At 50.4% G+C, this 15,000-nt stretch carries 3 tRNA genes and 10 rRNA genes (2 of these 13 only partly in view); all 13 read right to left on the bottom strand.

The annotated features are described in order from the left end of the window. Positions 1 to 1,250, bottom strand: a 23S ribosomal RNA gene (locus AT726_RS06330) (it extends 1,639 nt beyond the left edge of the window). A 108-nt stretch (positions 1,251 to 1,358) separates the two neighbouring features. Then, positions 1,359 to 2,872 (bottom strand): 16S ribosomal RNA (locus tag AT726_RS06325). Between the two features lie 329 nt (positions 2,873 to 3,201). Next, positions 3,202 to 3,275 (bottom strand) — tRNA-Gly (locus AT726_RS06320). Positions 3,276 to 3,285: 10 nt separating this feature from the next. After that, positions 3,286 to 3,394: ribosomal RNA gene (gene rrf / locus AT726_RS06315) — 5S ribosomal RNA — on the bottom strand. Positions 3,395 to 3,446: 52 nt separating this feature from the next. Next, positions 3,447 to 6,330, bottom strand: a 23S ribosomal RNA gene (locus AT726_RS06310). A gap of 108 nt (positions 6,331 to 6,438) precedes the next feature. After that, positions 6,439 to 7,946: ribosomal RNA gene (locus AT726_RS06305) — 16S ribosomal RNA — on the bottom strand. Between the two features lie 331 nt (positions 7,947 to 8,277). Continuing rightward, positions 8,278 to 8,351, bottom strand: a tRNA-Gly gene (locus tag AT726_RS06300). A gap of 11 nt (positions 8,352 to 8,362) precedes the next feature. Continuing rightward, positions 8,363 to 8,471 (bottom strand): 5S ribosomal RNA (gene rrf / locus AT726_RS06295). 51 nt (positions 8,472 to 8,522) lie between these two features. Then, a 23S ribosomal RNA gene (locus AT726_RS06290) occupies positions 8,523 to 11,410 on the bottom strand. Positions 11,411 to 11,518: 108 nt separating this feature from the next. Beyond that, a 16S ribosomal RNA gene (locus AT726_RS06285) occupies positions 11,519 to 13,035 on the bottom strand. Between the two features lie 330 nt (positions 13,036 to 13,365). Then, a tRNA-Gly gene (locus AT726_RS06280) sits at positions 13,366 to 13,439 on the bottom strand. An 11-nt stretch (positions 13,440 to 13,450) separates the two neighbouring features. Continuing rightward, positions 13,451 to 13,559: ribosomal RNA gene (gene rrf / locus AT726_RS06275) — 5S ribosomal RNA — on the bottom strand. 52 nt (positions 13,560 to 13,611) lie between these two features. Continuing rightward, positions 13,612 to 15,000: ribosomal RNA gene (locus tag AT726_RS06270) — 23S ribosomal RNA — on the bottom strand (it continues 1,502 nt past the right edge of the window). The 16S, 23S and 5S rRNA genes sit together here with 3 tRNA genes alongside, the layout of an rRNA operon.

Genomic DNA, 15,000 nt, shown 5'->3' with positions numbered 1-15,000 from the left:
CCGGTACTGCTTCACCGCTGTTAGAACGCTCTCCTACCACTGACTCTAAAGTCAATCCGCAGCTTCGGCGGTCCGTTTAGCCCCGGTACATTTTCGGCGCAGAGTCACTCGACTAGTGAGCTATTACGCACTCTTTAAAGGATGGCTGCTTCTAAGCCAACCTCCTAGTTGTCTGTGCATCTCCACATCCTTTTCCACTTAACGGACACTTGGGGGCCTTAGCTGGCGGTCTGGGCTCTTTCCCTTTTGACCATGGACCTTATCACCCACAGTCTGACTCCCGATTATATCTATCTGGCATTCGGAGTTTGATTGAGATCAGTACCCCGAGGTGGGGCCATCACCCATTCAGTGCTCTACCTCCAGTAGACTTAACATCGAGGCTAGCCCTAAAGCTATTTCGGAGAGAACCAGCTATATCCGTGTTCGATTGGAATTTCACCCCTAGCCACAAGTCATCCAAGCACTTTTCAACGTGCCCTGGTTCGGCCCTCCAGTCAGTGTTACCTGACCTTCAGCCTGCTCATGGCTAGCTCACACGGTTTCGGGTCTACAACATCGTACTCTTCGCCCTATTCAGACTCGCTTTCGCTACGGCTCCGCATCTTCTGCTTAACCTCGCACGATATCGTAACTCGCCGGTTCATTCTACAAAAGGCACGCCATCACCCATTAACGGGCTCTGACTATTTGTAGGCACACGGTTTCAGGTTCTCTTTCACTCCCCTTCCGGGTTCTTTTCACCTTTCCCTCACGGTACTGGTTCACTATCGGTCACTAGGTAGTATTTAGCCTTACGAGATGGTCCTCGTTGATTCCGACGGGATTCCACGTGTCCCGCCGTACTCAGGATTCCTTCCATGCATCTCACAATTTCACCTACGGGACTCTCACCCCCTACGGTTGGCCTTCCCAGACCATTCGGCTATCATGATTTGTCAATTATGAAGGTCCTACAACCCCGGATAAATCCGGTTTGGGCTCTTCCCACTTCGCTCGCCGCTACTACGGGAATCGATTTTTCTTTCTTTTCCTCCAGGTACTTAGATGTTTCAGTTCCCTGGGTCTGTCTCCTATATGGCTATGTATTCACCATATGGTGCTAGCGTATAACCACTAGCGGGTTTCCCCATTCGGATACCCCCGGATCAATGCTCACTTACAGCTCCCCGAGGCGTTTCGCCGTTTGTCGCGTCCTTCTTCGACTCCTAGTGCCAAGGCATCCTCCGTGCGCCCTTATTCACTTAACCTAAATCAAATCTATTGTTTGTTTCTTCTGAATGAAGATATCTAGTTTTCAAAGATCAACTTTGGAAGAAATTCTTCCAAAACTAAACAGAACGTCTCTTTCTCCATAGAAAGGAGGTGATCCATCCCCACCTTCCGGTAGGGATACCTTGTTACGACTTCACCCCAATCATCTACCCACCTTAGGCAGCTCCCTCCTTGCGGTTAGGCCACTGACTTCGGGTGTTGTAAACTCTCGTGGTGTGACGGGCGGTGTGTACAAGACCCGGGAACGTATTCACCGCGACATTCTGATTCGCGATTACTAGCGATTCCAACTTCATGTAGGCGAGTTGCAGCCTACAATCCGAACTGAGATTGGCTTTATGAGGTTTGCTCCACGTCACCGCTTCGCTTCTCTTTGTACCAACCATTGTAGCACGTGTGTAGCCCAGGTCATAAGGGCATGATGATTTGACGTCATCCCCACCTTCCTCCAGTTTGTCACTGGCAGTCTCGTTAGAGTCCCCAACTGAATGCTGGCAACTAACGACAGGGTTGCGCTCGTTGCGGGACTTAACCCAACATCTCACGACACGAGCTGACGACAACCATGCACCACCTGTATCCATTGTCCCCGAAGGGAAAATCCTATCTCTAGAACGGTCAATGGTATGTCAAGACCTGGTAAGGTTCTTCGCGTTGCTTCGAATTAAACCACATGCTCCACCGCTTGTGCGGGTCCCCGTCAATTCCTTTGAGTTTCAGTCTTGCGACCGTACTCCCCAGGCGGAGTGCTTAATGCGTTAACTTCAGCACTGAGGTTCGACCCCCAACACTTAGCACTCATCGTTTACGGCGTGGACTACCAGGGTATCTAATCCTGTTTGCTCCCCACGCTTTCGCGCCTCAGTGTCAGTTACAGACCAGGAAGCCGCCTTCGCCACTGGTGTTCCTCCATATCTCTACGCATTTCACCGCTACACATGGAATTCCACTTCCCTCTTCTGCACTCAAGTCGACCAGTTTCCAATGACCCTCCACGGTTAAGCCGTGGGCTTTCACATCAGACTTAATCAACCACCTGCGCGCTCTTTACGCCCAATAATTCCGGATAACGCTCGCCACCTACGTATTACCGCGGCTGCTGGCACGTAGTTAGCCGTGGCTTTCTCATAAGGTACCGTCACACTCTAGCCATTTCCTACTAAAGTCGTTCTTCCCTTATAACAGAATTTTACAACCCGAAGGCCTTCATCATTCACGCGGCGTTGCTCGGTCAGGCTTTCGCCCATTGCCGAAGATTCCCTACTGCTGCCTCCCGTAGGAGTCTGGGCCGTGTCTCAGTCCCAGTGTGGCCGTTCACCCTCTCAGGTCGGCTACGCATCGTCGCCTTGGTAGGCCTTTACCCTACCAACTAGCTAATGCGCCGCAGGCTCATCCATCAGCGGTGCCAGAAGCACCTTTAAACTTTCGTCCTATCCGGTATTAGCGATCGTTTCCAATCGTTGTCCCCGTCTGATGGGCAGATCACCTACGTGTTACTCACCCGTTCGCCGCTCACCACCGAAGTGGTTCGCTCGACTTGCATGTATTAGGCACGCCGCCAGCGTTCATCCTGAGCCAGGATCAAACTCTCCATAATTAAATGTTTGTTTTTATCCTAAGCTTCCTTAAGAAACTTAATTCTTAAATAAATGTTTGTTGACGTTCTGTTTAGTTTCAAAGAACTTCGTGTCACCTTGTTTTGGCGACTTTATTAGTTTATCATGTCTGTCTCTTTCTGTCAAACACTTTTTAAACTTTTTTTCGAAACTTTTTATTTCGTTTCCTTGTATCGTTCATTTCTGACGACCTTGTTATCTTACCATGATTGTCGAATACTGTCAAACACTTTTTTATTTTTTTTATCATCCTTATTTCATATTCTCACAAGGGATAAAAAAAGCACTCAAAGAGTGCGACTATTCGAATTGGAGCGGGTGAAGAGAATCGAACTCTCACAGTCAGCTTGGAAGGCTGAAGTTCTACCATTAAACTACACCCGCATATAGGTTTGGCCAGCGACGTCCTACTCTCGCACTTGCGTACTACCCTCGGCGCTAAGGAGCTTAACTTCTGTGTTCGGTATGGGAACAGGTGTGCCCTCCTTGCCATCATCACTAGACCATTGAAAGATGTTGTTAATCTTCCAAAACTAGATATCTTCTTCAGTTTCTTTGGTTAAGTCCTCGATCGATTAGTATCAGTCCGCTCCATGTGTCACCACACTTCCACTCCTGACCTATCAACCTCGTCGTCTTCAAGGGATCTTACTTCTTTCGAATGGGAAATCTCATCTTGAGGGGGGCTTCACGCTTAGATGCTTTCAGCGTTTATCCCGTCCACACGTAGCTACCCAGCTATGCTCCTGGCAGAACAACTGGTACACCAGCGGTGTGTCCATCCCGGTCCTCTCGTACTAAGGACAGCTCCTCTCAAATTTCCTACGCCCACGACGGATAGGGACCGAACTGTCTCACGACGTTCTGAACCCAGCTCGCGTACCGCTTTAATGGGCGAACAGCCCAACCCTTGGGACCGACTACAGCCCCAGGATGCGATGAGCCGACATCGAGGTGCCAAACCTCCCCGTCGATGTGAACTCTTGGGGGAGATCAGCCTGTTATCCCGGGGTAGCTTTTATCCGTTGAGCGACGGCCCTTCCATTCGGTACCGCCGGATCACTAAGCCCGACTTTCGTCCCTGCTCGACTTGTAGGTCTCGCAGTCAAGCTCCCTTCTGCCTTTACACTCTTCGAATGATTTCCAACCATTCTGAGGGAACCTTTGGGCGCCTCCGTTACTCTTTGGGAGGCGACCGCCCAGTCAAACTGCCACCTGACACTGTTCCCTGACCCGATAAGGGCCACGGGTTAGAACCCCAGTGACACAAGGTAGTATCCCAACAGCGACTCCACCAAGACTGGCGTCCTGGTTTCTTCGTCTCCTACCTATCCTGTACATGTGCCACCAGTGCTCAATATCAAGCTACAGTAAAGCTCCACGGGGTCTTTCCGTCCTGTCGCGGGTAACCTGCATCTTCACAGGTACTATGATTTCACCGAGTCTCTTGTTGAGACAGCGCCCAGATCGTTACGCCTTTCGTGCGGGTCGGAACTTACCCGACAAGGAATTTCGCTACCTTAGGACCGTTATAGTTACGGCCGCCGTTTACTGGGGCTTCAATTCAAAGCTTCGCTTGCGCTAACCTCTCCTCTTAACCTTCCAGCACCGGGCAGGCGTCAGCCCTATACATCACCTTGCGGTTTAGCAGAGACCTGTGTTTTTGATAAACAGTCGCCTGGGCCTATTCACTGCGGCTTGCTTTCACAAGCACCCCTTCTCCCGAAGTTACGGGGTCATTTTGCCGAGTTCCTTAACAAGAGTTCTCTCGCTCATCTTAGGATTCTCTCCTCGCCTACCTGTGTCGGTTATCGGTACGGGCACTTATTAAATTAACCCTAGAAGCTTTTCTTGGAAGCGTGACGTCAGTTGACTTCGCCATTCGGCTTCGGCATCACAGCTCAATGTTATGCCATGCGGATTTGCCTACATGACCACCTCACTGCTTACACGTGAATCCAATCACACGCTCAACTTAGCCTTCTCCGTCACTCCATCAGTTTAATAAGTGGTACAGGAATATCAACCTGTTGTCCATCGGCTACGCCTTTCGGCCTCACCTTAGGTCCCGACTTACCCAGGGCGGACGAGCCTTCCCTGGAAACCTTAGGCTTTCGATGGATAGGATTCTCACCTATCTTTCGCTACTCACACCGGCATTCTCACTTCTAACCGCTCCACAGCTCCTTCCCGGTACTGCTTCACCGCTGTTAGAACGCTCTCCTACCACTGACTCTAAAGTCAATCCGCAGCTTCGGCGGTCCGTTTAGCCCCGGTACATTTTCGGCGCAGAGTCACTCGACTAGTGAGCTATTACGCACTCTTTAAAGGATGGCTGCTTCTAAGCCAACCTCCTAGTTGTCTGTGCATCTCCACATCCTTTTCCACTTAACGGACACTTGGGGGCCTTAGCTGGCGGTCTGGGCTCTTTCCCTTTTGACCATGGACCTTATCACCCACAGTCTGACTCCCGATTATATCTATCTGGCATTCGGAGTTTGATTGAGATCAGTACCCCGAGGTGGGGCCATCACCCATTCAGTGCTCTACCTCCAGTAGACTTAACATCGAGGCTAGCCCTAAAGCTATTTCGGAGAGAACCAGCTATATCCGTGTTCGATTGGAATTTCACCCCTAGCCACAAGTCATCCAAGCACTTTTCAACGTGCCCTGGTTCGGCCCTCCAGTCAGTGTTACCTGACCTTCAGCCTGCTCATGGCTAGCTCACACGGTTTCGGGTCTACAACATCGTACTCTTCGCCCTATTCAGACTCGCTTTCGCTACGGCTCCGCATCTTCTGCTTAACCTCGCACGATATCGTAACTCGCCGGTTTCATTCTACAAAAGGCACGCCATCACCCATTAACGGGCTCTGACTATTTGTAGGCACACGGTTTCAGGTTCTCTTTCACTCCCCTTCCGGGGTTCTTTTCACCTTTCCCTCACGGTACTGGTTCACTATCGTCACTAGGTAGTATTTAGCCTTACGAGATGGTCCTCGTTGATTCCGACGGGATTCCACGTGTCCCGCCGTACTCAGGATTCCTTCCATGCATCTCACAATTTCACCTACGGGACTCTCACCCCTACGGTTGGCTTCCCAGACCATTCGGCTATCATGATTTGTCAATTATGAAGGTCCTACAACCCCGGATAAATCCGGTTTGGGCTCTTCCCACTTCGCTCGCCGCTACTACGGGAATCGATTTTTCTTTCTTTTCCTCCAGGTACTTAGATGTTTCAGTTCCCTGGGTCTGTCTCCTATATGGCTATGTATTCACCATATGGTGCTAGCGTATAACCACTAGCGGGTTTCCCCATTCGGATACCCCCGGATCAATGCTCACTTACAGCTCCCCGAGGCGTTTCGCCGTTTGTCGCGTCCTTCTTCGACTCCTAGTGCCAAGGCATCCTCCGTGCGCCCTTATTCACTTAACCTAAATCAAATCTATTGTTTGTTTCTTCTGAATGAAGATATCTAGTTTTCAAAGATCAACTTTGGAAGAAATTCTTCCAAAACTAAACAGAACGTCTCTTTCTCCATAGAAAGGAGGTGATCCATCCCCACCTTCCGGTAGGGATACCTTGTTACGACTTCACCCCCAATCATCTACCCCACCTTAGGCAGCTCCCTCCTTGCGGTTAGGCCACTGACTTCGGGTGTTGTAAACTCTCGTGGTGTGACGGGCGGTGTGTACAAGACCCGGGAACGTATTCACCGCGACATTCTGATTCGCGATTACTAGCGATTCCAACTTCATGTAGGCGAGTTGCAGCCTACAATCCGAACTGAGATTGGCTTTATGAGGTTTGCTCCACGTCACCGCTTCGCTTTCTTTGTACCAACCATTGTAGCACGTGTGTAGCCAGGTCATAAGGGGCATGATGATTTGACGTCATCCCCACCTTCCTCCAGTTTGTCACTGGCAGTCTCGTTAGAGTCCCCAACTGAATGCTGGCAACTAACGACAGGGGTTGCGCTCGTTGCGGGACTTAACCCAACATCTCACGACACGAGCTGACGACAACCATGCACCACCTGTATCCATTGTCCCCGAAGGGAAAATCCTATCTCTAGAACGGTCAATGGTATGTCAAGACCTGGTAAGGTTCTTCGCGTTGCTTCGAATTAAACCACATGCTCCACCGCTTGTGCGGGTCCCCGTCATTCCTTTGAGTTTCAGTCTTGCGACCGTACTCCCAGGCGGAGTGCTTAATGCGTTAACTTCAGCACTGAGGTTCGACCCCAACACTTAGCACTCATCGTTTACGGCGTGGACTACCAGGGTATCTAATCCTGTTTGCTCCCACGCTTTCGCGCCTCAGTGTCAGTTACAGACCAGGAAGCCGCCTTCGCCACTGGTGTTCCTCCATATCTCTACGCATTTCACCGCTAACATGGAATTCCACTTCCCTCTTCTGCACTCAAGTCGACCAGTTTCCAATGACCCTCCACGGTTAAGCCGTGGGCTTTCACATCAGACTTAATCAACCACCTGCGCGCTCTTTACGCCAATAATTCCGGATAACGCTCGCCACCTACGTATTACCGCGGCTGCTGGCACGTAGTTAGCCGTGGCTTTCTCATAAGGTACCGTCACACTCTAGCCATTTCCTACTAAAGTCGTTCTTCCCTTATAACAGAATTTTACAACCCGAAGGCCTTCATCATTCACGCGGCGTTGCTCGGTCAGGCTTTCGCCCATTGCCGAAGATTCCCTACTGCTGCCTCCCGTAGGAGTCTGGGCCGTGTCTCAGTCCAGTGTGGCCGTTCACCCTCTCAGGTCGGCTACGCATCGTCGCCTTGGTAGGCCTTTACCCTACCAACTAGCTAATGCGCCGCAGGCTCATCCATCAGCGGTGCCAGAAGCACCTTTAAACTTTCGTCCTATCCGGTATTAGCGATCGTTTCCAATCGTTGTCCCGTCTGATGGGCAGATCACCTACGTGTTACTCACCCGTTCGCCGCTCACCACCGAAGTGGTTCGCTCGACTTGCATGTATTAGGCACGCCGCCAGCGTTCATCCTGAGCCAGGATCAAACTCTCCATAATTAAATGTTTGTTTTTATCCTAAGCTTCCTTAAGAAACTTAATTCTTAAATAAATGTTTGTTGACGTTCTGTTTAGTTTTCAAAGAACTTCGTGTCACCTTGTTTTTGGCGACTTTATTAGTTTATCATGTCTGTCTCTTTCTGTCAAACACTTTTTAAACTTTTTTTCGAAACTTTTTATTTCGTTTCCTTGTATCGTTCATTTCTGACGACCTTGTTATCTTACCATGATTGTCGAATACTGTCAAACACTTTTTTATTTTTTTTATCATCCTTATTTCATATTCTCACAAGGGATAAAAAAAGCACTCAAAGAGTGCGACTATTCGAATTGGAGCGGGTGAAGAGAATCGAACTCTCACAGTCAGCTTGGAAGGCTGAAGTTCTACCATTAAACTACACCCGCATATAGGTTTGGCCCAGCGACGTCCTACTCTCGCACTTGCGTACTACCCTCGGCGCTAAGGAGCTTAACTTCTGTGTTCGGTATGGGAACAGGTGTGCCCTCCTTGCCATCATCACTAGACCATTGAAAGATGTTGTTAATCTTCCAAACTAGATATCTTCTTCAGTTTCTTTGGTTAAGTCCTCGATCGATTAGTATCAGTCCGCTCCATGTGTCACCACACTTCCACTCCTGACCTATCAACCTCGTCGTCTTCAAGGGATCTTACTTCTTTCGAATGGGAAATCTCATCTTGAGGGGGGCTTCACGCTTAGATGCTTTCAGCGTTTATCCCGTCCACACGTAGCTACCCAGCTATGTCCTGGCAGAACAACTGGTACACCAGCGGTGTGTCCATCCCGGTCCTCTCGTACTAAGGACAGCTCCTCTCAAATTTCCTACGCCCACGACGGATAGGGACCGAACTGTCTCACGACGTTCTGAACCCAGCTCGCGTACCGCTTTAATGGGCGAACAGCCCAACCCTTGGGACCGACTACAGCCCCAGGATGCGATGAGCCGACATCGAGGTGCCAAACCTCCCCGTCGATGTGAACTCTTGGGGGAGATCAGCCTGTTATCCCGGGGTAGCTTTTATCCGTTGAGCGACGGCCCTTCCATTCGGTACCGCCGGATCACTAAGCCCGACTTTCGTCCCTGCTCGACTTGTAGGTCTCGCAGTCAAGCTCCCTTCTGCCTTTACACTCTTCGAATGATTTCCAACCATTCTGAGGGAACCTTTGGGCGCCTCCGTTACTCTTTGGGAGGCGACCGCCCCAGTCAAACTGCCCACCTGACACTGTTCCCTGACCCGATAAGGGCCACGGGTTAGAACCCCAGTGACACAAGGGTAGTATCCCAACAGCGACTCCACCAAGACTGGCGTCCTGGTTTCTTCGTCTCCTACCTATCCTGTACATGTGCCACCAGTGCTCAATATCAAGCTACAGTAAAGCTCCACGGGGTCTTTCCGTCCTGTCGCGGGTAACCTGCATCTTCACAGGTACTATGATTTCACCGAGTCTCTTGTTGAGACAGCGCCCAGATCGTTACGCCTTTCGTGCGGGTCGGAACTTACCCGACAAGGAATTTCGCTACCTTAGGACCGTTATAGTTACGGCCGCCGTTTACTGGGGCTTCAATTCAAAGCTTCGCTTGCGCTAACCTCTCCTCTTAACCTTCCAGCACCGGGCAGGCGTCAGCCCCTATACATCACCTTGCGGTTTAGCAGAGACCTGTGTTTTGATAAACAGTCGCCTGGGCCTATTCACTGCGGCTTGCTTTCACAAGCACCCCTTCTCCCGAAGTTACGGGGTCATTTTGCCGAGTTCCTTAACAAGAGTTCTCTCGCTCATCTTAGGATTCTCTCCTCGCCTACCTGTGTCGGTTATCGGTACGGGCACTTATTAAATTAACCCTAGAAGCTTTTCTTGGAAGCGTGACGTCAGTTGACTTCGCCATTCGGCTTCGGCATCACAGCTCAATGTTATGCCATGCGGATTTGCCTACATGACCACCTCACTGCTTACACGTGAATCCAATCACACGCTCAACTTAGCCTTCTCCGTCACTCCATCAGTTTAATAAGTGGTACAGGAATATCAACCTGTTGTCCATCGGCTACGCCTTTCGGCCTCACCTTAGGTCCCGACTTACCCAGGGCGGACGAGCCTTCCCCTGGAAACCTTAGGCTTTCGATGGATAGGATTCTCACCTATCTTTCGCTACTCACACCGGCATTCTCACTTCTAACCGCTCCACAGCTCCTTCCGGTACTGCTTCACCGCTGTTAGAACGCTCTCCTACCACTGACTCTAAAGTCAATCCGCAGCTTCGGCGGTCCGTTTAGCCCCGGTACATTTTCGGCGCAGAGTCACTCGACTAGTGAGCTATTACGCACTCTTTAAAGGATGGCTGCTTCTAAGCCAACCTCCTAGTTGTCTGTGCATCTCCACATCCTTTTCCACTTAACGGACACTTGGGGGCCTTAGCTGGCGGTCTGGGCTCTTTCCCTTTTGACCATGGACCTTATCACCCACAGTCTGACTCCCGATTATATCTATCTGGCATTCGGAGTTTGATTGAGATCAGTACCCCGAGGTGGGGCCATCACCCATTCAGTGCTCTACCTCCAGTAGACTTAACATCGAGGCTAGCCCTAAAGCTATTTCGGAGAGAACCAGCTATATCCGTGTTCGATTGGAATTTCACCCCTAGCCACAAGTCATCCAAGCACTTTTCAACGTGCCCTGGTTCGGCCCTCCAGTCAGTGTTACCTGACCTTCAGCCTGCTCATGGCTAGCTCACACGGTTTCGGGTCTACAACATCGTACTCTTCGCCCTATTCAGACTCGCTTTCGCTACGGCTCCGCATCTTCTGCTTAACCTCGCACGATATCGTAACTCGCCGGTTCATTCTACAAAAGGCACGCCATCACCCATTAACGGGCTCTGACTATTTGTAGGCACACGGTTTCAGGTTCTCTTTCACTCCCCTTCCGGGGTTCTTTTCACCTTTCCCTCACGGTACTGGTTCACTATCGGTCACTAGGTAGTATTTAGCCTTACGAGATGGTCCTCGTTGATTCCGACGGGATTCCACGTGTCCCGCCGTACTCAGGATTCCTTCCATGCATCTCACAATTTCACCTACGGGACTCTCACCCCCTACGGTTGGCCTTCCCAGACCATTCGGCTATCATGATTTGTCAATTATGAAGGTCCTACAACCCCGGATAAATCCGGTTTGGGCTCTTCCCACTTCGCTCGCCGCTACTACGGGAATCGATTTTTCTTTCTTTTCCTCCAGGTACTTAGATGTTTCAGTTCCCTGGGTCTGTCTCCTATATGGCTATGTATTCACCATATGGTGCTAGCGTATAACCACTAGCGGGTTTCCCCATTCGGATACCCCCGGATCAATGCTCACTTACAGCTCCCCGAGGCGTTTCGCCGTTTGTCGCGTCCTTCTTCGACTCCTAGTGCCAAGGCATCCTCCGTGCGCCCTTATTCACTTAACCTAAATCAAATCTATTGTTTGTTTCTTCTGAATGAAGATATCTAGTTTTCAAAGATCAACTTTGGAAGAAATTCTTCCAAAACTAAACAGAACGTCTCTTTCTCCATAGAAAGGAGGTGATCCATCCCCACCTTCCGGTAGGGATACCTTGTTACGACTTCACCCCAATCATCTACCCCACCTTAGGCAGCTCCCTCCTTGCGGTTAGGCCACTGACTTCGGGTGTTGTAAACTCTCGTGGTGTGACGGGCGGTGTGTACAAGACCCGGGAACGTATTCACCGCGACATTCTGATTCGCGATTACTAGCGATTCCAACTTCATGTAGGCGAGTTGCAGCCTACAATCCGAACTGAGATTGGCTTTATGAGGTTTGCTCCACGTCACCGCTTCGCTTCTCTTTGTACCAACCATTGTAGCACGTGTGTAGCCCAGGTCATAAGGGGCATGATGATTTGACGTCATCCCCACCTTCCTCCAGTTTGTCACTGGCAGTCTCGTTAGAGTCCCCAACTGAATGCTGGCAACTAACGACAGGGGTTGCGCTCGTTGCGGGACTTAACCCAACATCTCACGACACGAGCTGACGACAACCATGCACCACCTGTATCCATTGTCCCCGAAGGGAAAATCCTATCTCTAGAACGGTCAATGGTATGTCAAGACCTGGTAAGGTTCTTCGCGTTGCTTCGAATTAAACCACATGCTCCACCGCTTGTGCGGGTCCCCGTCAATTCCTTTGAGTTTCAGTCTTGCGACCGTACTCCCCAGGCGGAGTGCTTAATGCGTTAACTTCAGCACTGAGGTTCGACCCCCAACACTTAGCACTCATCGTTTACGGCGTGGACTACCAGGGTATCTAATCCTGTTTGCTCCCCACGCTTTCGCGCCTCAGTGTCAGTTACAGACCAGGAAGCCGCCTTCGCCACTGGTGTTCCTCCATATCTCTACGCATTTCACCGCTACACATGGAATTCCACTTCCCTCTTCTGCACTCAAGTCGACCAGTTTCCAATGACCCTCCACGGTTAAGCCGTGGGCTTTCACATCAGACTTAATCAACCACCTGCGCGCTCTTTACGCCCAATAATTCCGGATAACGCTCGCCACCTACGTATTACCGCGGCTGCTGGCACGTAGTTAGCCGTGGCTTTCTCATAAGGTACCGTCACACTCTAGCCATTTCCTACTAAAGTCGTTCTTCCCTTATAACAGAATTTTACAACCCGAAGGCCTTCATCATTCACGCGGCGTTGCTCGGTCAGGCTTTCGCCCATTGCCGAAGATTCCCTACTGCTGCCTCCCGTAGGAGTCTGGGCCGTGTCTCAGTCCCAGTGTGGCCGTTCACCCTCTCAGGTCGGCTACGCATCGTCGCCTTGGTAGGCCTTTACCCTACCAACTAGCTAATGCGCCGCAGGCTCATCCATCAGCGGTGCCAGAAGCACCTTTAAACTTTCGTCCTATCCGGTATTAGCGATCGTTTCCAATCGTTGTCCCCGTCTGATGGGCAGATCACCTACGTGTTACTCACCCGTTCGCCGCTCACCACCGAAGTGGTTCGCTCGACTTGCATGTATTAGGCACGCCGCCAGCGTTCATCCTGAGCCAGGATCAAACTCTCCATAATTAAATGTTTGTTTTTATCCTAAGCTTCCTTAAGAAACTTAATTCTTAAATAAATGTTTGTTGACGTTCTGTTTAGTTTTCAAAGAACTTCGTGTCACCTTGTTTTGGCGACTTTATTAGTTTATCATGTCTGTCTCTTTCTGTCAAACACTTTTTAAACTTTTTTTCGAAACTTTTTATTTCGTTTCCTTGTATCGTTCATTTCTGACGACCTTGTTATCTTACCATGATTGTCGAATACTGTCAAACACTTTTTTATTTTTTTTATCATCCTTATTTCATATTCTCACAAGGGATAAAAAAAGCACTCAAAGAGTGCGACTATTCGAATTGGAGCGGGTGAAGAGAATCGAACTCTCACAGTCAGCTTGGAAGGCTGAAGTTCTACCATTAAACTACACCCGCATATAGGTTTGGCCCAGCGACGTCCTACTCTCGCACTTGCGTACTACCCTCGGCGCTAAGGAGCTTAACTTCTGTGTTCGGTATGGGAACAGGTGTGCCCTCCTTGCCATCATCACTAGACCATTGAAAGATGTTGTTAATCTTCCAAAACTAGATATCTTCTTCAGTTTCTTTGGTTAAGTCCTCGATCGATTAGTATCAGTCCGCTCCATGTGTCACCACACTTCCACTCCTGACCTATCAACCTCGTCGTCTTCAAGGGATCTTACTTCTTTCGAATGGGAAATCTCATCTTGAGGGGGGCTTCACGCTTAGATGCTTTCAGCGTTTATCCCGTCCACACGTAGCTACCCAGCTATGCTCCTGGCAGAACAACTGGTACACCAGCGGTGTGTCCATCCCGGTCCTCTCGTACTAAGGACAGCTCCTCTCAAATTTCCTACGCCCACGACGGATAGGGACCGAACTGTCTCACGACGTTCTGAACCCAGCTCGCGTACCGCTTTAATGGGCGAACAGCCCAACCCTTGGGACCGACTACAGCCCCAGGATGCGATGAGCCGACATCGAGGTGCCAAACCTCCCCGTCGATGTGAACTCTTGGGGGAGATCAGCCTGTTATCCCCGGGGTAGCTTTTATCCGTTGAGCGACGGCCCTTCCATTCGGTACCGCCGGATCACTAAGCCCGACTTTCGTCCCTGCTCGACTTGTAGGTCTCGCAGTCAAGCTCCCTTCTGCCTTTACACTCTTCGAATGATTTCCAACCATTCTGAGGGAACCTTTGGGCGCCTCCGTTACTCTTTGGGAGGCGACCGCCCCAGTCAAACTGCCCACCTGACACTGTTCCCTGACCCGATAAGGGCCACGGGTTAGAACCCCAGTGACACAAGGGTAGTATCCCAACAGCGACTCCACCAAGACTGGCGTCCTGGTTTCTTCGTCTCCTACCTATCCTGTACATGTGCCACCAGTGCTCAATATCAAGCTACAGTAAAGCTCCACGGGGTCTTTCCGTCCTGTCGCGGGTAACCTGCATCTTCACAGGTACTATGATTTCACCGAGTCTCTTGTTGAGACAGCGCCCAGATCGTTACGCCTTTCGTGCGGGTCGGAACTTACCCGACAAGGAATTTCGCTACCTTAGGACCGTTATAGTTACGGCCGCCGTTTACTGGGGCTTCAATTCAAAGCTTCGCTTGCGCTAACCTCTCCTCTTAACCTTCCAGCACCGGGCAGGCGTCAGCCCCTATACATCACCTTGCGGTTTAGCAGAGACCTGTGTTTTTGATAAACAGTCGCCTGGGCCTATTCACTGCGGCTTGCTTTCACAAGCACCCCTTCTCCCGAAGTTACGGGGTCATTTTGCCGAGTTCCTTAACAAGAGTTCTCTCGCTCATCTTAGGATTCTCTCCTCGCCTACCTGTGTCGGTTATCGGTACGGGCACTTATTAAATTAACCCTAGAAGCTTTTCTTGGAAGCGTGACGTCAGTTGACTTCGCCATTCGGCTTCGGCATCACAGCTCAATGTTATGCCATGCGGATTTGCCTACATGACCACC

It is taken from the genome of Turicibacter sp. H121, from assembly GCF_001543345.1.
GTDB lineage: Bacteria > Bacillota_I > Bacilli_A > MOL361 > Turicibacteraceae > Turicibacter > Turicibacter bilis.
The sequence above is the reverse complement of the archived record's forward strand: the minus strand, read 5'-3'. Positions and strand labels throughout refer to the sequence as shown.